Genomic DNA, 17,581 nt, shown 5'->3' on the forward strand with positions numbered 1-17,581 from the left:
CGGGGACGGGCGATGTACGCGATCGACGTGCTGGTGCAGGGCTATCCGGGCCGGTCGCTCTGCCATGGCGGCCTCGGCTGGAGCACCATCGCCCTGCTGCGCGGGGAGGGGCGGACCATCCTGGTCGATGTCGGCGCCTATGGGGTACGGCCGGAATTCGGCCGGCAGCTCGCGGCGGCGGGCGTCGCGCCGGAGGCGGTGACGGATGTGGTGCTGACCCATGCGCATTGGGACCACTCGGTGAACGTCACCCTCTTCCCCGATGCGGCGATCTGGATCGGCCGGGCGGAGATGGACTGGGCGGTGCAGGAGCCGCCGGGCTTCAACCCGCTGCCCGAGCTGCATGTGCGCGAGATCGCGCGCCACCCGAAGCTGCACCTGCTGGAGGACGGCGAGCGCTTCCTTGGCGGCTTCACCGCGCATCTCTGCCCCGGGCACACGCCGGGCTGCCTGGTGTTCCGGCTGGAGGGCAACGAGGTCCCGGTGCTGTTCAGCGGCGACGCGGCGAAGAACCGGGCGGAGCTGCTCTCGCTCGCCACCGACATGACGATGGATGCCGGCGCGAGCCGGGCGAGCCTCGAGCGCATCTGGGCGCTGTGGCGGGCGGTGCCGGGCACGCTGCTGATCCCGGGGCATGACCTGACCATGCGGCTCGATGCGGCGGGGCGGCCGGAGTATGTCGGCCAGCGCCGGGCCGGCATCGCCGCCTGGTTCAGCGAGGACCTGGCGGTGATGCAGGAATTCGACATCACCGAACCGCGGTTCTGAATGGCCGCCCCCATGCGGGACCCCCTCCGGGCCTGGGTGCGGCTGCCCTCCGGCCGGCGGCTGGACCTGCTCTCGCCCACGCCCTTCGACTGGACGGAGGAGGACTTGGCGATCGGCCTGTCGCGGACCTTCCGCTGGGGCGGGCACTCGGTTTGGGAAGGGGCGCCGCTCTCCGTCGCGCAGCATTCCCTGGCGGTGCTGGCGCTCCGCCAGGCGAGGGCGAAGCTGACGCCGGCCCAGGCACGGCGGGAGCTGCTGCACGATGCCGAGGAGGGGCTGCTCGGCTTCGACTGCATCTCGCCGCTGAAGCCCTTCCTCGGCGCCGGCTTCGCCGAGCTGCAGGCGCGGCTGCAGGGCGTGGTGGCGCTGCGCTACGGCCTGCCGCCCTGGGCGCCGGAGGAGAAGCGCGCCCACAAGGCCTGCGACATCGCCCTCGCCGCGGCGGAGGCGGTGCATGTCGCGGGCTGGACGCCGGCGGAGGTGCGGGGGACGCTCGGCATCAAGGCGAAGGTGATGGAGGAGGATCCCCTGGTCGCCGTCTTCGGCGGCGAGCCGTGGCGGCCCTGGGCGCCGGAGCTGGCGGCGGAGCGCTTCCTGAAGGCGCTGGCCGGGCTCTGAAAGGACCGGGCCAAGCAACAATGCGACAACCGCGGGGCAGCCCGGACATCCTTGGTTGTCGGGGACTTGCGGGCGCGGCAACGTCAGGCGCCAGGCAGGACGGGAACCCATGTGACGGCGCACAGCGAGGTCATGCCATGAGCTTCGACCGCAAGGCGGAGGCGCTCGACCTGGCCAGCGAGGCGCTGTTCCAGGCGCTCGGCGACAACGCCTATGAGATCGACCGCGACTTCCGCTTCCTGACCTTCAACGCCGGCTGCGTGGCCTATTACGGCGTGCCGGCCGAGGCGGCGCTCGGGCGGCCGATCTGGGAGGTGCTGCAGGGCGCGCGCGGCAGCTGGCTCGAGCCCTGGCTGCGCGAGGCGATGGCGACCCGGCGGCCGATGCGCATCGAGCGCGAAGGCGTGGTGCATCCGGGGCGGTGGCTCGAGGTCACCGCCTTCCCGACCGCCCGCGGCCTCGGCGTCGCCTTCCGCGACCGCACGGCGGAGCATCATGCGACCGAGGCGCTGCGCCAGGGCGGGGCGCGGCAGGCCTTCCTCCTCGCGCTGGAGGAGCGGCTGCGCGGGCTCGCCGATCCCGGCGAGGCCATGGTCGCGGCGGCGGAGCTGCTGGGGCGGCATCTCCGCGCGACGCGAGCCGGCTATGCCGAGATGGACGAGGCGGGCGAGCAGCTGCTGGTGGTCCGCGACTGGACCGACGGGCGCGTGCCGCGGCGCACCGGCGAGCGGCGGCCGCTCGACGCCTTCGGCCCGGCCGCCGCGGCCGAGCTGCGCGCCGGACGGGTGCTGGTGATCGAGGATTGCCTCGCCGACCCGCGGACCGCCGGCGAGGCCGTGGCGGCCACCTGGGCCGGCATCGGCATCCGCGCCCTGGTGGTGGCGCCGCTGGTCAAGGCGGGGGCCTTCACCGCCTTCCTCTACGCCCATGACATCGTGCCTCGGCGCTGGACGGCGGCGGAGGCGGACCTCGTGCGCGACGTCGCCGAGCGGACCTGGGCGGCGGTCGAGCGGGCACGCGCCGAGGCGGAGCGGCGGGAAAGCGAGGCGCGGCTCGCCCTCGCCACGGAGGCGGCCGGACTCGGCATCTGGGACTGGGACCTGGTGAACAACCGCTTCGTCTACTCGGCCCGCGCCAAGGCGATCTGCGGCTTCGATCCGGGGCGGGAACCGAGCTTCGAGGAGGTGCGGCAGGCAACGCATCCGGAGGACTTCCCCGAGACCGCGGCGGCGGCGCGGCGCGCCTTCGACCCGGCGCGGCGGGAGCAGCCGGTCTTCAACTACCGCGTGGTGCGGCCGGATGGCAGCCTGCGCCGCGTCTTGGCCCATGGCCGGGCGGTGTTCGGGATGCTGGACGGCCAGGAGCGGGCGCTGCGCTATGTCGGCACGCTGCAGGATGTCACCGAGGCCTGGGAGGCGGCCGAGGCGCTGCGCGAGAGCGGGGCGCGGCTGCGCCTCGCGGTCGAGGCGGGGCGGATGGCCGTCTGGGAGTACGACGTCGCCGCCGACCGGGTGATCGGCTCGCCGGAGCTGAACCGGCTGCTCGGCTTCCCCGAGGATGCCAGCCCCAACATCGCCGAGATGCGGGCGGGCTACTGGCCGGGCGAGCAGCAGCGGCTGCAGGCGATCGGCCAGGCGGCGCTGGCCCGGGGCGAGCGGCATTTCGAGGCGGAGTACCGCTACATCCGCCCCGACGGCTCGGTGCGCTGGCTGATGATGCGGGCGGAGGTGCGCATCGGCGCCGAGGGCACGCCGAGCAAGATCGTGGGCGTGGTGCTCGACGTCACCGCGCGCAAGGCGGCGGAGGAGCGCCAGGCGCTGCTGATGCGGGAGGTCGACCACCGGGCGAAGAATGCGCTCGCCGTGGTGCAGGCGGCGGTGCGGCTGACCCTGGCGCCAGACCTCGAGAGCTACCGGCGGGCGATCGCCGGGCGGGTCGCGGCGCTGGCGCGGGCGCAGGCGCTGCTGGCCGAGGACCGCTGGTCCGGGGCGGAGCTGCGGGCGCTGGTCGAGGGAGAGCTGTCGGCCTTCGTCGGCGGGCGGCAGCGGGCGGTGCTGGAGGGTCCGGCCGTCGCCCTGCCGGCGCCGGCGGCGCAGCCCATCGCCATGGCGATCCACGAGCTGGCGACCAATGCGGTGAAGTACGGGGCGCTGTCGGTGCCCTCGGGCTGCGTCGCCGTGCGCTGGTGGCTGGAAAGCGGGGCGGAGCCGGTGCTGTGGCTGCGCTGGGCGGAGACGGGCGGGCCGCCGGTCGCGGCGCCGCCGGTGCGGCGCGGCTTCGGCTCGCGGGTGCTCGAGGGCACGGTGCGGGGGCAGCTCGCCGGGGCGGTGACGCTGGCCTGGGAGGCGAGCGGGCTGGTCTGCACGCTGGAGGTGCCCCTGCGGCGGGCGGTCGAGGCCGAGTCGGCGCCCGAGATCGGCTGAGCCGCCGGGCCAGTCTGCGAAAAGGGCTGGACACTCCGCTGCTTGGACGGGAATCTTCACGCTCCGTTCCAGGCACCTCCGGCAAGGACCTGCACGCCGATGATGGCGGGCTCCCATGTTGCGCTCGGCATGGCGGCCTGGATGGCCGCGGCGCCCCATCTCGGCCAGCCGCCGCTGGCGCCGGGGGCGCTTGCGCTGGCGGCGCTGGGCGGGCTGCTGCCGGATGTCGACCATCCGAAATCCTGGGTGGGGCAGCGGCTGCGGCCGGCCTCGGACGTGCTGGCGGCGCTGCTCGGGCATCGGGGGGTGACGCATTCGCTGCTGGCGGTGCTGGCTTGCGGCTGGCTGCTGCGGCGCGGGGCGGTGCCGGCCGAGCATGCGGGGCCGGTGGTGGTCGGCTATCTCAGCCATCTCGGGGCGGATCTGCTGACGCCGGGCGGGTTGCGGCTGGGCTGGCCGCTGAAGGGCACCTGGGCCCTGCCGCTGGTGCGCACGGGCTCCGCCTTCGAGCCGCTGGTCGTCGCGGGGCTGATCGCCGCCGCCTGGCTCAGCCTGCCGCACCGGCCCGATCCTTGGGCCCTGGCGGAGCGCTGGGGCCTCTGCATCACCTGCGAGGCGCTCCCCCTGCCGCCGCCGCCCCCGCCCCTGCCCCCGCGCCGCCGCGTCGCCTGAGCCCAGCACAGGCTTGGCCAAGGCCCTGTGGCCTGTGCGGGACCTCATCACCAATGCGTTGCATCGGCGGTGGGCTCTCCGCAAAGGTGGCCCGGAGCGGCAAAGCCCATCCATCATGCTGGCATGACGACGCTCCTTGCCGATATCGGCGGCACCAATGCCCGCTTCGCCCTGTTCGAGGACAAGGTCCCGGCCGACCCCGCGAGCGTGGCGCTCGACGACTTCCCCGGCATCGTCGAGGCGATCGGCCATTTCCTCGCCGGCGCGAAGCCGCCCGAGGCCGCGGTGCTGGCCGTCGCCGGCCCGGTCATGCGCAACAGCGTGCGGCTGACCAACCGGGGCTGGCTGGTGGATGGCGCCGCGATCGGGCAGGCGCTCGGCATCGGGCATGTGCGGGTGGTGAACGACTTCGCCGCGCAGTCCTGGGCCTTGCCGGGCCTCGCCGGGCCGGACCTGCATCCGCTCGGGGGCGGGGCGGCGGAGGAGGGGGCTCCGCTTGCGGTGGTGGGGCCGGGCACCGGGCTCGGCATCGGCGCCTTCCTGCCCCCGGGCCAGGCGCTGGTGACGGAGGGCGGGCATGCCAGCATCGCCACCCATGACCCGCGCGAGGCCGCGGTGGTGGAATGGCTGCGCGGGCAGCACGGCCATGTCTCGGCGGAGCGGGTGCTGTCGGGGCAGGGGATCGAGAACCTCCGTGCCGGGCTGGCGGCGGTGGACGGGGTCGCGGCCGAGCCGCTCGAGGCCGCCGAGATCACCCGCCGCGCGCTGGCCGGCGAGGATCCGCGGGCGGCCGAGGTGCTCGACATCTTCTGCGCCATGCTCGGCAGCGTCGCGGGCGACCTGGCGCTGCTCTATGGGGCGAAGGGCGGCGTCTATGTGGCGGGCGGCATCTGCCCGCGCTTCCCGGACTACCTGGCGGCCTCGCGCTTCCGGGCGCGCTTCGAGGCGAAGGGGCGGTTCCGCGACTGGCTGGCGCCGGTGCCGGCCTGGCTGGTGATGCGCCCCGACCCGGCGATGGTCGGGCTGGCGGCCATTGCGCGGGGCGGACGGAATTAGCTTGCACGGCGCAAGCTGCAATGCTTGCATCCTGCAAGCTGCAGGAGCGCCGAGCCGATGGGCCGCACGGATTTCACCCAGATGCGCTGCCCGGTGGCCCGCGCCATGGCGGTGCTCGGCGAGCGCTGGGCCATGCTGGTGCTGCGGGAATGCTTCTACGGCACGCGGCGCTTCGACGAGTTCGAGCGCAACCTCGGCATCGCGCCGAACATCCTCTCGGCCCGGCTGCGCGACCTCGCCGCGCATGGGCTGATCGAGAAGGCGCCGGCCGCGGGGGCGCGGCACGAATACCGCCTGACCGAGAAGGGGCGGGATGCCTTCCCCGTCTTCCTGGCGCTGAAGGGCTGGGCGGATCGCTGGATGACCGGGCCCGAGGGCCCGCCGCTGCTGCTGGAGGAGCGGGCGACGGGGGCGCCGGTGCGCAGCCCGCCGGCGCTGTCCTCCACAGGCGAGGCGCTGCGGCCGGAGGATATCCGCGTGCTGGCGGGGCCGGGGGCGAGCGAGGCGCTGCGGGCGCGGTTCGAGGCCTCGGTCGATGGCTGACGGCACCGCGGCGCTGGCGCCGCCCTCCTCGCGCGAGCTGCTGCGGCGGGTCTGGGTGCTGGCGGCGCCGACCACCGCCGTCGCCGCGCTGCAATCGGCAGCGCAGCTGGTGGAGCCCTGGCTGGCGGCCCGGCAGGGCACGGCGGCGCTGGCCGGCTGGGCGGTGGTGCTGCCCTTCGCCCTGCTGATGCAGCAGATGTCGACCGGGGCGATGGGCGGCGGCGTGGTCTCCGCCATCGCCCGGGCGCTCGGGGCGGGCCGGCGAGAGGAAGCCTCCACCCTCGTCGCGCATGCGCTGGTGATCGCGCTCGGCTTCGGGCTCGTCTTCGCCCTGGCGCTGGCCGGGTTTCCGCGGACGGTGCTCGGCCTGATCGGCGGGCCGGAGGCGGCGGAGGCGGCGGCGTCCTATTGCGCCTGGCTCTTCGGCGCGGGGGCGGTGCCGGCCTGGATGGCGAACACGCTGGCCTCCGTGCTGCGCGGCGGGGGGCGGCATGCGCTGGCCTCGCGGGTGCTGCTGCTGGCCTGGATCGGCTATCCGCTGTTGGCCTGGCTGCTGATGGAGCAGGCGGAACTCGGCCTCGCGGGGGCGGGGATGGCCTTCGCCGCGAGCATGGCGGCGGCCTCGGTCGGCATGGCGGTGGTGGTGATGCGCGGCGGGGCGGGCTTCGTGCCGGACCTGCGGGTGCGGCTCAGCCGGGCGATGTTCGGGCGCATCCTGTCGGTCGGGCTCGTCGCCTGCGCGATGGCGACGGTGGCCAACCTGGCGACGATCCTGGTGACGGCGCGCGTCGCCGCCTACGGGGCGGTGGCGGTCGCGGCCTATGGCGTCTCGGCGCGGATCGAGTTCCTGATGGTGCCTCTGGCCTTCGGCGTCGGCTCGGCGCTGACGGCGCTGGTCGGACGCGCGGTCGGCGCCGGTGACTGGGCGACGGCCCGGCGGACGGCCTGGGCCGGGGCGGCGATGGCGCTCGGCGTGACCCTGCTGGTCGGCGCCTTCGTCGCCGTGGCGCCGGGCTTCACCGCCGCCGCCTTCAGCCGCGACCCGGCGGTGGTGGAGATCGCAACCCGGGCGCTGGCCGTGATCGGCTTCGCGCTGCCGGGCTTCGGCGTCGGGATGGCGCTCTACTTCGCCAGCATGGGGGCGGGGCGGATGGCGGGGCCGGTAGTCGCCGCACTGGCGCGGATCGGCTGCGCGGTCGGCGGCGGCTGGCTGCTCGGCGATGTGCTCGGCTACGGGCTGCAGGGGCAGTTCGTCGCCGTGGCGCTCGGCATCAGCGCCTATGGGCTGATCACGGCGCTGTCGGTGCGGCCGGGGGTGTGGTCGGCGCGGAGGTAGCGCCATGCTGCTGAAGATGGCGCTGCGCAGCCTCACCGGCTCCCTCGGCCTCGCGCTGCTGCTCTTCCTGCCGGCGGGGAGCCTCCAATGGCCGGGCGGCTGGGCCTTCATCATCCTGCTGCAGGGCTGCGGCCTGGCGACCGGCCTGTGGCTCCTGCGGACGAACCCGGCGCTGCTTGCCGAGCGGATGGCCTCGCCCTTCAGCGCCGAGCAGCGGCTGCGGGACCGGGCGATCATCGCGGCGACGCTGCTCGCCTGCGCCGCCTGGATCGTGGCGATGGGGCTGGACCGGCGGTTCGACGGGCCGCAGGCGCCGGCCTGGGGGATGGTCGCCGGCGCGCTGCTGATCTTTGCCAGCTTCCTTGGCTTCGCCTGGGTGCTGCGGGTGAACAGCTTCGCCGCGATCACGGTGCGGGTGCAGGCGGCGCGGGGGCAGACCGTCATCTCCACCGGCCCCTATGCGGTGGTCCGCCACCCGATGTACGCCTTCGGGCTGCTGCTGATGCTCGGCACGCCGCTGCTGCTCGGCTCGCTCCGGGGCCTCGCGGGCATCGCCCTGCTGCTGCCCCTGCTCGGGGCGCGGACGCTGGGCGAGGAGGCGCTGCTGATGGCGGAGCTGCCCGGCTACGCCGCCTATGCGGCCAGGGTCCGATATCGCCTGGTGCCGGGCCTCTGGTGAGACCCGGCCTTCACCCCCGCTGCACCCAGGGCGTCCGCTGCCAGAGGCCCCGATAGTCCGCCTCCTCGCGGCGGAGGCGGGCGAACCAGGCCTCGCCCGGCTCATAGGCCGGCTCGGTGAAGCGGCTTTCCAGGGCGCGGATGAATTCCGGGGCGCGGGCAATCTCCGCCGTCGCCTCGCGCAGGCGGGCGAGGATGGCGGGCGGCGTGCCGGCGGGCACGACCAGGCCGCGCTCCGAGGCCATGGTGACGGGGTAGCCGAGCTCCTTCAGAGTCGGCACCTCGGGCCCAAAGCGGCTGCGGCTCGCGGCAGCCTGGGCCAGGATGCGGAAGCCCTGCGGCGTGGCGGTGACCGCGCCGAGGTTGAGCCCCATCAGGTCCACCTGGCGGCCGAGCACGGCGGTCCGCAGTTGCGGGTCGCCCTGGAAGGCGACATGCGTCAAGCGGATGCCGGCCGCCTGTTGCAGCAGCACGAGCTGCAGGTGGTCGTCCGTGCCGATGCCGGGCGAGGCATAGGTGATGCTGTCGGGCGCGGCCTTCGCCCGGTCGATCACGTCCTGCAGCGTGCGGTACGGGCTGTCGACATGGGCGGTGATGGCGCTCGGGTCCGTTACCAAATTGGCGATCGGCGCGAAATCCTCGAGCCGGAACTGCGCCTGCCGCTCGATGGGGATGGTGAGCAGGCCGGGATAATTGGTGGTGCCGAGGGTGTGGCCATCGGGCCGCGCACGGGCCACGGCGCCGAGCGCCAGCTCCCCGCCCGCGCCGGGGCGGTTGGTGACGACGACCGTGCCGCCGAGCTTCTGCTCCAGCGCACGGCCATAGGAGCGGGCGTCGAGATCCGTGCCGCCGCCGGCGGTGAAGCCGACGATGATCTCGATCGGCCGCTCCGGGTAGCGGGTCGTCTGGGCCAGCGCAGGCGTCGCCAGCGTCGTGGCGAGGAGGGTGCGGCGGCGGAGGGTCATGCGCCGCGCCCCTCATTGCCCTCGCGCCAGGCGATGAGGCGGCCGAGGCCCTCCCGCATGTCGACCTCCGGCGCCCAGCCAATGGCCTCCTTCGCCCGCTCATGCGCGATGCGGAAGGCGCCGCCCGAGGTGAGGCGCACCTTGCCCTGCTCGTTGCCGATGAAGTCGGGCGCCGGCCCGCCGCCGAGCAGCTCCGTGATCACCTGCACGAGCTCGAGCGTGGTGGTCGGCGCCGGGCCTGAGGTGTTGACCGCCACATCCGTCGCCGTGCTTTCGAAGGCCATGCGGTTGGCCCGCGCCAGGTCGCCGACATAGACGAAATGCTTGGTCTCCGACCCGTCGCCGAAGACCTGCGGCGCCTCGCCGCGCTTCAGCCGGTCAATGGTCTCGATGATGTAGAGGGCGTTGGCCGCGCGGTAGTGCTGGCGCTCGCCATAGACCGTGCTGTAGCGCAGCACGACGTAGTCCTGGCCCCATTTGCGGTGGGCGTCGCGGCAGAGCTGCTCGCCAATGATCTTGCTGGCGCCGTAGAGGATGGCGGCGGGCGGCGCGCCGGCGGAGTGGAAGGGCGTCTCCTCCACCAGCTCGCCGGCGACGCCGGGGCCGTAGCCATAGGTCGCGTTGGAGGAGGCGAAGACCACCTTCCGCACGCGGTTGGCGCGGCAGGCCTCCAGCATGTTCTGCACGCCGCGGATGTTGACGTCGATCCCGCCCCAGGGGTCGCGGTCCATCGACAGCGTCATGTAGGCGGCGAGGTGAAGCACGCCCGCCAGGCCCTCCGTCGCCCGCAGCAGCTCCGCCATGCGCATGACGTCGCCGCGGATCAGCGTCAGCCGCGGGTGGTCCCGCAGATGGGCGATGGCGGCGTCGGAGCCGAAGGCGAAATTGTCGAAGACCACGACCTCGGCGGCGCCGTGGTCCAGCAGCTCGCCGGCCGTGGCGGAGCCGACCAGGCTCGCCCCGCCGATGATGGCGAAGCGGTTGCCCGCAATGGGGACCGAGGCCATGCGTTCTCCTCCCGTGGTTTGCCCGCCATCCAATCAGGGAGCGGCGCCGAGGGAAATCCCCTTTGCCTCGGGGCTGGCCGATGCCGCGCGGGTTTCCTACCCTCGCGCCACGGGAAGGGAACGAGGCCCATGAAGATCGACCATGTCTCGCTGACGCTGTTCGGCTGGGAGGGGATCCCTCCGACCAAGTACCACGCGGCGAGCCGGCTGGACTCCGGCAACTCGGCGCTCGGCCTGCTGCGGATCGGCACGGATGCGGGGATCGAGGGCCATGCCTTCCTCGGCTCGGCGACGCATACCGCGGCGAATGACGGGCCGGGGCTGATCCGCTACCTCAAGCCGCTGCTGATGGGCCAGGACCCGCTCGACCGGGAGCGGCTGAACGCCGCGCTCTGGCCATGGACGCGGCTGGTCTCCGTGCGCTCGGTCGGCGCGGTCGACGTGGCGCTCTGGGACATCGCCGGCAAGGCGGCGGGGATGCCGATCCACCGGCTGCTCGGCACCACGCGGCATGCCATCCCGGCTTATGCGAGCTCGGCGATCCTGCCGCGCATGGAAGACTATGCGGAGGAGGCGGTGCGCTTCCGCGAGGCCAATTGGGCCGCCTACAAGATCCACCCGCCGCAGCGCCCGCGCGAGGACATCGCCGTCTGCCAGGCGGTGCGGCGCGCCGTCGGCGAGGATTACACGCTGATGCTCGACAGCACCTGGGCCTACGACTTCCCCGCGGCGATGCGCGTCGGCCGGGCGATCGAGGAGCTCGGCTTCCTCTGGTACGAGGACCCGCTGCACGACCAGGACATCACCAGCTACGTCAAGCTGCGGCAGAAGCTCGACATCCCGATCATGGCGACGGAGTACCCGGCGACGGGGCTCGAGAGCTACGCGCCCTGGATCATGCTGCAGGCGACGGACTACCTGCGCGGCGACGTGGCGGTGAAGGGCGGCATCACCACGCTGGTGAAGACGGCGCATCTCGCCGAGGCCTTCCGCATGAACTACGAGGTGCATCACGGCGGCAACTCGCTGAACAACGTCGCCAACCTTCATGTCTGCTGCGCCATCCGCAACACCAGCTTCTTCGAGGTGCTGCTGCCGGACGGCGCGCACAAATACGGGCTGGCCGAGGACATCACCGTCGGGCCGGACGGCATGGTGCAGGCGCCGCAGGGGCCGGGGCTCGGCGCCGCCATTGATTTCGAGTTGATCGACCGGAAGCGGATCGCGGCACTGGAATAGGCGCCGCGGCGTTGTAGAAGCGCCATCATCGACAACGAGACGCAAGGATGCCGGGAATGGTTGAGATCACGCAGGGAATATCGCGCCGCGGCGCATTGGCCGGGGCGCTGGGGCTCGGCCTCGCCACGCCGGCGATTGCGCAAGGCGGCTATCCGAACAAGCCGATCACCCTGGTGGTGGGCTTCCCGCCCGGCGGGCAGACCGATTTCGCGGCGCGCATCCTCCAGCCCGGCCTGTCCACGGCGCTCGGGCAGGGCGTCGTCATCGACAACCGCGGCGGCGCCGGCGGCAATCTCGGCACGGAGGCGGTGCTGCGTGCGCGGCCGGACGGCTACACGCTGCTCGCCGGCAATGCCAACCCGCTGACCATCAACCCGCACACCTTCCAGGGCATGACCATCGACCCGCTGCGGCTCACGCCGGTCGGGCTGATGCTGCAGTCCTCGCTCATCCTTTGCGTGCATCCCTCGGTGCCGGCGAAGACGCCGCAGGACGTCGCGGCCTGGGCGCGGACGCAGCGGAACGGCGTCGACTACGGCTCGGCCAGCGCCGGCAGCCTCTCCCATGTGGCGATGGAGATGCTGAAGAACCGCATCGGCAACCCGCCGCTCGAGCACATCCCCTATCGCGGCAGCGGGCCGGCGATGCAGGACTTCATCGCCGGGCGGTTCAGCCTGATGTTCGACGGCGCCTCGGTCGTCGCACCCTTCGTCCGGGCGGGGCAGGTCAAGGGCATGCTCTCGACGGGGCCGCAGCGCATTCCGGCCTTCCCCGACCTGCCGACCTCGGCGGAGCAGGGGCTGCCGGACTTCACCTTCACCGCCTGGATCGGGCTGTTTGGCTCGCCGGGCCTGCCGCCGGAGATCGTGCAGCGGCTGAACACGGCGCTCAACCAGGCGGTGCAGGAGGCCTCGGTGCGCGAGCGCATCACCAGCCAGGGCGACGAGCCGGGCGGCGGCACGGCCGAGTCCCTCGGCGAGACGCTGCGGCGCGACCATGCGCGCTGGGGCGAGGTGGTCCGCGCCAACAACATCCGTGCGGACGGGTAGGGCTACTCGCCTTCCTTGGCGAGCGCGTCGAGGGCCGCGCCGAAGCCGCGGAAGGAGACGGGGACCGAGGCATCGCCGCCGCCGGCATCCTTCCACTCCAGCCGGCCGGCCGCCTCGGCGGGGCGGCCGCGCAGGCGGCGCAGCACCGCCTCGTCGCGCAGCTCGAGCTCGGCGAAGCAGCCGCGCGGCATGCAGTTGCGGAAGGCGATCACCAGCGGCGCCTCGGCCGGGCGGTTCGGGATCTCGAGCACCAGCCTGGCGGGCGGCCCGACCTGGATATTCACCGGCACCTGCGCCACCAGCCGCAGCGGCTCGCCCTTCGCGGTGCGGCCGATGGCGAGCACCGCGACCGGCTGCTGGCGCTGGTCCTGCGTCGTCTGCGCCATCTCGCACAGCCGGGCCGCCGGCGCGCCGCCGCCGGCGGCCCGGGCCTCGCAGCGGACCACCCAGTCGGTGAAGACGGCCATGGTGCGGTCCGGGCTGCTGTCGGCGGGCGCGGCGGGGGCTGGCGCGGCGGGACGCTGGGCGGCGGGCTGGGCCAGGCCGGTGGCCGGACCGAGGCCGGCGAGCATCGCCGCTGCAGCCAAGGCCTTGAACGTCGCGCGCATGAATCCCCCGGGCACCCTGTCAGCGGCTGCCTGTACCCTGCGCCGGGGTGTTCACACAACCTTGTGCAGGTGGGTCAGAGCCCGCGTTCCGTCTCCAGCACGGGGCGACGAACGATGCCGCCCCATTCCTGCATGATGTCGCCGCCGGCCAGCGTCTCCGGCGCCCGTCCGGGGTCCTGCACCAGCACGTCGGGGCGCAGCATGCGGATCAGGTCGAGCGCCGTCTCCGCCCCGTAGCGGATGACGAGGTCGACGCTGTTGCGCTCGGCAAGCTCGGCCGCGGCCGGGTCGCCATCGGCGATGCCGACCACCAGCCGGTCGCACCAGTCCTGCGCCTGGTCGAGCAGATGCGGCTCGGCCGCCGCGGTGCTGGCGGCGAGGAAGCCGACGCGATGCCCGGCGCGGCGCCAGCCCTCCACCCGCTCGGCGGCCTGGCCGCGGGTGACGAGCTTGCGGGCGGCGAGCCGGCCGGGGGTCAGCACCTCGAGGAACTCGTCCTCCCGAACCACGCCGATGCCGGACTTGCCCATGGCGATGCCGGCGGCCAGCGCAGCGAGCCGGGCGACGAGCGGGAGCGGCAGGCCGACCGCGAGGCCGGCGGCGCTGACGGAGATCACCGCGTCGCCCGCACCGGCGGGGTCGACCAGCTCCGCCACATCGGCGGGAAGGTGGCGCGGCGTCTCGTCCTCGCCGACCAGCATGACGCCGGCCGGGCCGCGGATGACGAGCACGGCGCCGAAGCCATGGGCGGTGCGGAGCGCGGTGGCGGCGGCGGCGATCTCCGCCTCGCTGCCGGTCGGCAGGCCGGTGGCGGCGGCGAGCTCGGCGCAGTCGGGGATGACGAGGTCGGCGCCGGCGAAGCGGCCAGGGTCGCCGCCGCGCGGGTCGACGACGATCTTGCGCCCGGCGCTGCGCGCCGCGGCAATCAGGCGCGTGGCCGTGGTGCCGGCCAGCACGCCCTTGCGGTAGTCGGAGAGCACCATAACCGTCGTCGCCGCCACCGCATCGGCGGCGATGCGGACCAGCCGGTCGGCGAGGCGCGGATGGATCGGCGCCGCCTGCTCATGGTCGGCGCGGAGCAGCTGCTGCCCGCTGGCGACGAAGCGCGTCTTCACCGTGGTGGCGCGGCCGCCCTGGACCAGCAGCCAGGGCTCGACGCCCGGCTGGCCGCCGATCAGCCCGGTGAGGTCGCTGCCCGCCTGGTCATCGCCGACGATGGAGACGAAGGCGACGGCGGCGCCGAGGGCCGTCAGGTTCCGTACCACGTTGCCGGCGCCGCCGGGCAGCGCGACTTCCCGCTCGACGGCGAGGACGGGGATGGGCGCTTCGGGGCTGATGCGCTCGACTCGGCCATAGACGTAGCGGTCCAGCATCGCATCGCCGACGACGAGGACGGCGGCGCGTTTCAGCTGGCGCACCGCCTCCAGCAGATCGGCCGGTATGGCGCCGGATGGGCTTGGGAGGGGTTCGGGCGCGGGGCCGTGCATCCCACTGCGGTAGCCCAAGCCAGGGTCCGCACGCAAGGCGAGAGACGCCGATTCTTGTAATGGCCGCGGTATCCTCGGCTCAGGTCGAGAGAAACCGCAGCCGGTGCCCCTCGAGCACGACGCAGCTCAGCGAGCCGCCGAAGCAGGCGCCGGTATCGATGCCGATGCGGTGGGGGCGCACCACGGGGAGCTCGCTCGGCGTATGGCCATGGACGACGACCTGCGGCAGGTCGCCCTCGAAGGAGAGGAAGGGCTCGCGGATCCAGACGAGGTCGAAAGGGTCCTGGCGCACGGTCGGGATGCCGGGGCGCACGCCGGCATGGACGAAGAGGTAGTCTCCCGCCTCGAATTGCAGCGGGCAGTGGCGCAGCAGGTCGAGATCCTCGGGCAGGACGGCGGCGCAGGCCTCCGGATCCTCCGGGTCGGCGCCGTAGCTGGCGAGCGTCGCGGCGCCGCCATTCTCGAGCCAGAAGGGCAGCGCGCCGGGATGCGCCCCCGGTTCGCAGGCATCCAGCATCATGACTTCATGATTGCCGAGGAGGTTCACCACCTCAACCTCGGCGAGCGCCTCGCCCAGCAGCGGCGCCGGGTCGAGCAGGCGGCGCAGCACCGCGGCGCTGTCCGGGCCGCGATCCACGTAGTCGCCGAGATGGACCAGGGTGACGCGCTCGGCGGGGCGGGCGGCGGCATCCTCGGCGATCAGGGCGTGCATGGAGGCTAGGCGATCGGCGCAGCCATGGACGTCGCCGACGGCATAGACGCGCCAGCCGGCCGGCAGGGCGCCGGGGGCGAGCTGGCCGGGCCAAGGGGCAGCGGGGCGCGCCGATTTCGGGGCGGCGCTTAGGGCATCGTTCACCATCCGGCGCGACTTTAGAGGATGACGCGCCGCACCGCACCGCGCCAGGACAGCGCATGATCGTGACCGCACCCCGCCTCGCCGGCTTTCCCACCCCGCCGCCGGCCTCCCCGCCGATGGCGGGGCTGCTGCCCCTGCTTCGCCGGGCCCTGCCAGGCTCGGAGGGGCGGGTCGCCCTGCGGCTGAGCCTGGCCGGGCGGCTGGCCGGGCCGCCGGTGCGGCGGCGGCTGGCGCGGGCCCTGCTGCAGGATGCGGCGGAGGTCGGCGGCGGCGCGGTCTATGACATCGCGGCCGGGGGGTTGCTGCTGCTCGGCGCCATGCCGGCCGCGGCACGGCGGGCGGCCGCGGCGCTGGCGCGGCTGGCCGGGCCGGAGGCGCCCGCGCCGACGATCTGGGCCCTGCCCAAGGATGCCGCGGCGCTGCTCGCCTGGGCGGCCGGGGCGCAGCTCGCCGGGCCGGAGGCAGCGACGCCGCCGCCGGTCGAAGGACTGGCGGGGCTGGAGGGACTGCTCGACTCGCTCCCGGCCGACAAGGTGCTGCGGCACCGGCGCGTGATCCGCCCGGGCGCGGCGGTGCCGGGGCGAGGGCGGCGGCTTCGGCTGTCGCGCCCGACGCTCGCCGCGCTGCTGGGGCCGCTGGCGGCGGACCGGGACCTGATGGCGCATGCGGCGGAGCGGCTGGCGCAGCGGCTGCTGCCCGGCCTCGCCGCCTGGGCGCAGGACCTGCCGGGGCTGCGGCTGCTGCCCCTGCGGGCCGGGGTGCTGCCGCCGCCGGCCGCGGTGCCGGGCCTGTTCGGCGTGCTGCCCCTTGCCGCCGCGGCCGATCCCGGCCTGCCCGCGCAGCGGGAAGGGCTGGCAGCGCGGGGCTGGGGCCTCGCCCTGGACGGGCTGGATGCGGAGGGGCTCGGGCTGTTCGCCCCGGCGGGCTTGCCGGCCGATCTGCTGCTGCTGCGCTGGTCGCCGGCGCTCGAGGACCGGGCGGCGATGGCCGCCCTGCGCGGCGTGGCGGCGGAGCGGCTGGTGGTGACGGGCTGCGACGAAGCGGGCCTTGCCTGGGCCGCACGGATCGGAGCGCTGGCCACCGGCCCGGCGGCGGAGGCGGCGGGATGAGGGTGGAGCCCCCCTTCGCCCCGCCCCGGCCCCTCGCCGGCCCCCGTGGGCCGATGCGCTGGCGCTGGCGCATTTCCTGCGCGAGGCGGTGGCGGCCGGCACGGTGCGGGAGGTGCTGCATCTCCGCCTCGGCGCGCTGGCCGAGGAGCTACGGCGCACCCACCACCAGCGCCTCGTGCAAGATGCGCTGGCGCCGCTGATGCGGCCGACTTGGGCGCGCGTCTTCGAACTGCCGAATGGCGACATCGTCGCCGTCGCCCCGCCGGAAGGGCGGCATCTGGGCGAGGTGCAGGAGGCGCTCGGCATTCTCTTTGCCGCCGGGGGGCCGCCGCCCTTCACCCGGCGCCGGCTTCCGGAGGAGGCGGCGGCGCTGCTGGCCGCCGTGGAGGAGAGCCTCGCCCCGAACCCGGCGGCCCCATGCTGGCCGGCCCCGGAGGAGGAGCGGCTGCCGATTCCCGCTGCCGCCCTGCTGGCGCTGGAGCGGGGGCTCGGCCATGCCAGCCTGGCGCGCTTCCTCCTGCGGCGGCCGGTTTGCCGCCTGGCGCCTGGCGCCGGGCGAGGCGGGGCCGGAGACCGAGTGGGAGGATTGGTCGCTGCGCTGGGCGGAGCTCTGCGCGACGCTGCTGCCGGAGGCGGACCCGGCGCTGGCCCCGGCGCTGTTCCGCCGGCTCCGGCGGCTCGCCGACCGGCGCCTGCTGAGCGAGCTGGCGCGGCCGGAGGATGCCAGGCGCCTCGGCCGGGCCGGGCTGTCGCTGGCGCCGGAGACGGTGGCGGAGCCGGAATTCCTCCGCCTCGACGCAGCGCTCGGGCCGGAGCGGCGCGGGCGGATGACGGTCTCCTTCGCCGCCGAGGATGCGCTGGCCGACCCGGCGGGCTTCGCCTTCGCCCGCGACTTCTGCCGGCTGCGGGGCTGGCGGGTGGCGCTCGAGCTCGCGGCGCCGGCCCTGCTGCCCGCCCTGCCGCTCGCCGGCCTGCAGGTGGACCTGCTGCGGCTGCGCTGGTCGGCCACCCTGCCGGGCTTCGCCGCGGCGCTGCCAGCGGACCGCGCGGTGGTGGTGCTGGCCGGGGCGGACCGGGCGGCGGCAATCGGCTGGGGCTGGGAAGCCGGGATCACCTTGTTCGAAGGGCGGTTGCTGCGGCCGCAGGGCTGACGCATATGGCGGGCGC

The 17,581-nt window shown here is 74.5% G+C and carries 18 protein-coding genes; 12 read left to right on the forward strand and 6 right to left on the reverse strand.

Annotation, left to right across the window (positions count from 1 at the left end):
* Positions 1-12: 12 nt before the first annotated feature.
* The 8 genes from AC5JJ1_RS17205 (at position 13) to AC5JJ1_RS17240 (ending at position 8,095) form a co-directional block, all read left to right on the forward strand.
* The gene (locus AC5JJ1_RS17205) at positions 13-768 is read left to right on the forward strand and encodes an MBL fold metallo-hydrolase (RefSeq protein WP_495786333.1); all 756 of its coding nucleotides are present in this window, start codon (positions 13-15) and stop codon (positions 766-768) included.
* A gap of 12 nt (positions 769-780) precedes the next feature.
* Positions 781-1,386 carry a hypothetical protein gene (locus tag AC5JJ1_RS17210; protein WP_495786334.1) on the forward strand — a complete coding sequence of 202 codons (606 nt, stop codon included), beginning with the start codon at positions 781-783 and terminating at the stop codon, positions 1,384-1,386.
* Between the two features lie 137 nt (positions 1,387-1,523).
* A complete protein-coding gene (locus AC5JJ1_RS17215) occupies positions 1,524-3,809 on the forward strand; it encodes a PAS domain S-box protein (RefSeq protein WP_495786335.1) in 2,286 nt (761 codons plus the stop codon).
* 99 nt (positions 3,810-3,908) lie between these two features.
* Complete coding sequence (locus AC5JJ1_RS17220; RefSeq protein ID WP_495786336.1) at positions 3,909-4,481, forward strand: metal-dependent hydrolase; 573 nt, start codon at positions 3,909-3,911, stop codon at positions 4,479-4,481.
* Positions 4,482-4,604: 123 nt separating this feature from the next.
* The gene (gene glk / locus AC5JJ1_RS17225; RefSeq protein ID WP_495786337.1) at positions 4,605-5,537 is read left to right on the forward strand and encodes a glucokinase; all 933 of its coding nucleotides are present in this window, start codon (positions 4,605-4,607) and stop codon (positions 5,535-5,537) included.
* A 57-nt stretch (positions 5,538-5,594) separates the two neighbouring features.
* Positions 5,595-6,080, forward strand: coding sequence for a winged helix-turn-helix transcriptional regulator (locus AC5JJ1_RS17230; RefSeq protein ID WP_495786338.1), 486 nt, complete (start codon positions 5,595-5,597; stop codon positions 6,078-6,080).
* The gene (locus AC5JJ1_RS17235; RefSeq protein ID WP_495786339.1) at positions 6,073-7,416 is read left to right on the forward strand and encodes an MATE family efflux transporter; all 1,344 of its coding nucleotides are present in this window, start codon (positions 6,073-6,075) and stop codon (positions 7,414-7,416) included. Before AC5JJ1_RS17230 ends, AC5JJ1_RS17235 begins: the two co-directional genes overlap by 8 nt.
* Positions 7,417-7,420: 4 nt before the next feature.
* The gene (locus AC5JJ1_RS17240) at positions 7,421-8,095 is read left to right on the forward strand and encodes a methyltransferase family protein (RefSeq protein WP_495786340.1); all 675 of its coding nucleotides are present in this window, start codon (positions 7,421-7,423) and stop codon (positions 8,093-8,095) included.
* A 10-nt stretch (positions 8,096-8,105) separates the two neighbouring features.
* Here the strand turns inward: AC5JJ1_RS17240 and AC5JJ1_RS17245 are convergent, their stop codons facing one another.
* Positions 8,106-9,059, reverse strand: a complete 954-nt coding sequence (locus AC5JJ1_RS17245; protein ID WP_495786341.1) for a tripartite tricarboxylate transporter substrate binding protein — start codon at positions 9,057-9,059, stop codon at positions 8,106-8,108.
* Positions 9,056-10,066: an NAD-dependent epimerase/dehydratase family protein gene (locus AC5JJ1_RS17250; protein WP_495786342.1), complete on the reverse strand. Its 1,011-nt coding sequence runs from the start codon at positions 10,064-10,066 to the stop codon at positions 9,056-9,058. Before AC5JJ1_RS17250 ends, AC5JJ1_RS17245 begins: the two co-directional genes overlap by 4 nt.
* Positions 10,067-10,195: 129 nt before the next feature.
* On the opposite strand from AC5JJ1_RS17250, the gene AC5JJ1_RS17255 reads away from it, so the two are divergent.
* On the forward strand, positions 10,196-11,305 hold the full coding sequence (locus AC5JJ1_RS17255) for an enolase C-terminal domain-like protein (protein ID WP_495786343.1): 1,110 nt from the start codon (positions 10,196-10,198) through the stop codon (positions 11,303-11,305).
* 56 nt (positions 11,306-11,361) lie between these two features.
* Positions 11,362-12,354: a Bug family tripartite tricarboxylate transporter substrate binding protein gene (locus AC5JJ1_RS17260; RefSeq protein ID WP_495786344.1), complete on the forward strand. Its 993-nt coding sequence runs from the start codon at positions 11,362-11,364 to the stop codon at positions 12,352-12,354.
* A 2-nt stretch (positions 12,355-12,356) separates the two neighbouring features.
* On the opposite strand, the gene AC5JJ1_RS17265 is transcribed toward AC5JJ1_RS17260, so the two are convergent.
* From AC5JJ1_RS17265 to AC5JJ1_RS17275, 3 genes are all read right to left on the reverse strand, one after another.
* Complete coding sequence (locus AC5JJ1_RS17265; RefSeq protein ID WP_495786345.1) at positions 12,357-12,962, reverse strand: invasion associated locus B family protein; 606 nt, start codon at positions 12,960-12,962, stop codon at positions 12,357-12,359.
* 74 nt (positions 12,963-13,036) lie between these two features.
* Positions 13,037-14,380 carry a bifunctional heptose 7-phosphate kinase/heptose 1-phosphate adenyltransferase gene (locus AC5JJ1_RS17270; protein WP_495786346.1) on the reverse strand — a complete coding sequence of 448 codons (1,344 nt, stop codon included), beginning with the start codon at positions 14,378-14,380 and terminating at the stop codon, positions 13,037-13,039.
* Between the two features lie 148 nt (positions 14,381-14,528).
* Positions 14,529-15,308, reverse strand: coding sequence for a metallophosphoesterase family protein (locus tag AC5JJ1_RS17275; protein WP_495786347.1), 780 nt, complete (start codon positions 15,306-15,308; stop codon positions 14,529-14,531).
* Between the two features lie 53 nt (positions 15,309-15,361).
* Between AC5JJ1_RS17275 and AC5JJ1_RS17280 the strand changes: the two genes are divergently transcribed.
* The gene (locus AC5JJ1_RS17280; protein ID WP_495786348.1) at positions 15,362-16,414 is read left to right on the forward strand and encodes a hypothetical protein; all 1,053 of its coding nucleotides are present in this window, start codon (positions 15,362-15,364) and stop codon (positions 16,412-16,414) included.
* A 148-nt stretch (positions 16,415-16,562) separates the two neighbouring features.
* On the opposite strand, the gene AC5JJ1_RS17285 is transcribed toward AC5JJ1_RS17280, so the two are convergent.
* Positions 16,563-16,910 carry a hypothetical protein gene (locus tag AC5JJ1_RS17285; RefSeq protein WP_495786349.1) on the reverse strand — a complete coding sequence of 116 codons (348 nt, stop codon included), beginning with the start codon at positions 16,908-16,910 and terminating at the stop codon, positions 16,563-16,565.
* Here AC5JJ1_RS17285 and AC5JJ1_RS17290 point away from each other — a divergent pair.
* Entirely contained in the window at positions 16,909-17,565 is a 657-nt protein-coding gene (locus AC5JJ1_RS17290; RefSeq protein WP_495786350.1) for a hypothetical protein, read from the forward strand. The two genes, AC5JJ1_RS17285 and AC5JJ1_RS17290, sit on opposite strands and share 2 nt — an antisense overlap.
* Positions 17,566-17,581 lie beyond the last annotated feature (16 nt).

It is taken from the genome of Belnapia sp. (genome assembly GCF_059504005.1).

Excerpts from the sequence above, each read along its gene's own strand:
- AC5JJ1_RS17205 (WP_495786333.1), top strand. The coding sequence starts at position 13 with ATGTACGCGATCGACGTGCTGGTGCAGGGCTATCCGGGCCGGTCGCTC.
- AC5JJ1_RS17210 (WP_495786334.1), top strand. The coding sequence starts at position 781 with ATGCGGGACCCCCTCCGGGCCTGGGTGCGGCTGCCCTCCGGCCGGCGG.
- AC5JJ1_RS17215 (WP_495786335.1), top strand. The coding sequence starts at position 1,524 with ATGAGCTTCGACCGCAAGGCGGAGGCGCTCGACCTGGCCAGCGAGGCG.
- AC5JJ1_RS17220 (WP_495786336.1), top strand. The coding sequence starts at position 3,909 with ATGATGGCGGGCTCCCATGTTGCGCTCGGCATGGCGGCCTGGATGGCC.
- glk (WP_495786337.1), top strand. The coding sequence starts at position 4,605 with ATGACGACGCTCCTTGCCGATATCGGCGGCACCAATGCCCGCTTCGCC.
- AC5JJ1_RS17230 (WP_495786338.1), top strand. The coding sequence starts at position 5,595 with ATGGGCCGCACGGATTTCACCCAGATGCGCTGCCCGGTGGCCCGCGCC.
- AC5JJ1_RS17235 (WP_495786339.1), top strand. The coding sequence starts at position 6,073 with ATGGCTGACGGCACCGCGGCGCTGGCGCCGCCCTCCTCGCGCGAGCTG.
- AC5JJ1_RS17240 (WP_495786340.1), top strand. The coding sequence starts at position 7,421 with ATGCTGCTGAAGATGGCGCTGCGCAGCCTCACCGGCTCCCTCGGCCTC.
- AC5JJ1_RS17245 (WP_495786341.1), bottom strand. The coding sequence starts at position 9,059 with ATGACCCTCCGCCGCCGCACCCTCCTCGCCACGACGCTGGCGACGCCT.
- AC5JJ1_RS17250 (WP_495786342.1), bottom strand. The coding sequence starts at position 10,066 with ATGGCCTCGGTCCCCATTGCGGGCAACCGCTTCGCCATCATCGGCGGG.
- AC5JJ1_RS17255 (WP_495786343.1), top strand. The coding sequence starts at position 10,196 with ATGAAGATCGACCATGTCTCGCTGACGCTGTTCGGCTGGGAGGGGATC.
- AC5JJ1_RS17260 (WP_495786344.1), top strand. The coding sequence starts at position 11,362 with ATGGTTGAGATCACGCAGGGAATATCGCGCCGCGGCGCATTGGCCGGG.
- AC5JJ1_RS17265 (WP_495786345.1), bottom strand. The coding sequence starts at position 12,962 with ATGCGCGCGACGTTCAAGGCCTTGGCTGCAGCGGCGATGCTCGCCGGC.
- AC5JJ1_RS17275 (WP_495786347.1), bottom strand. The coding sequence starts at position 15,308 with ATGGTGAACGATGCCCTAAGCGCCGCCCCGAAATCGGCGCGCCCCGCT.
- AC5JJ1_RS17280 (WP_495786348.1), top strand. The coding sequence starts at position 15,362 with ATGATCGTGACCGCACCCCGCCTCGCCGGCTTTCCCACCCCGCCGCCG.
- AC5JJ1_RS17290 (WP_495786350.1), top strand. The coding sequence starts at position 16,909 with ATGCCAGCCTGGCGCGCTTCCTCCTGCGGCGGCCGGTTTGCCGCCTGG.
- AC5JJ1_RS17285 (WP_495786349.1), bottom strand. The coding sequence starts at position 16,910 with ATGGCCGAGCCCCCGCTCCAGCGCCAGCAGGGCGGCAGCGGGAATCGG.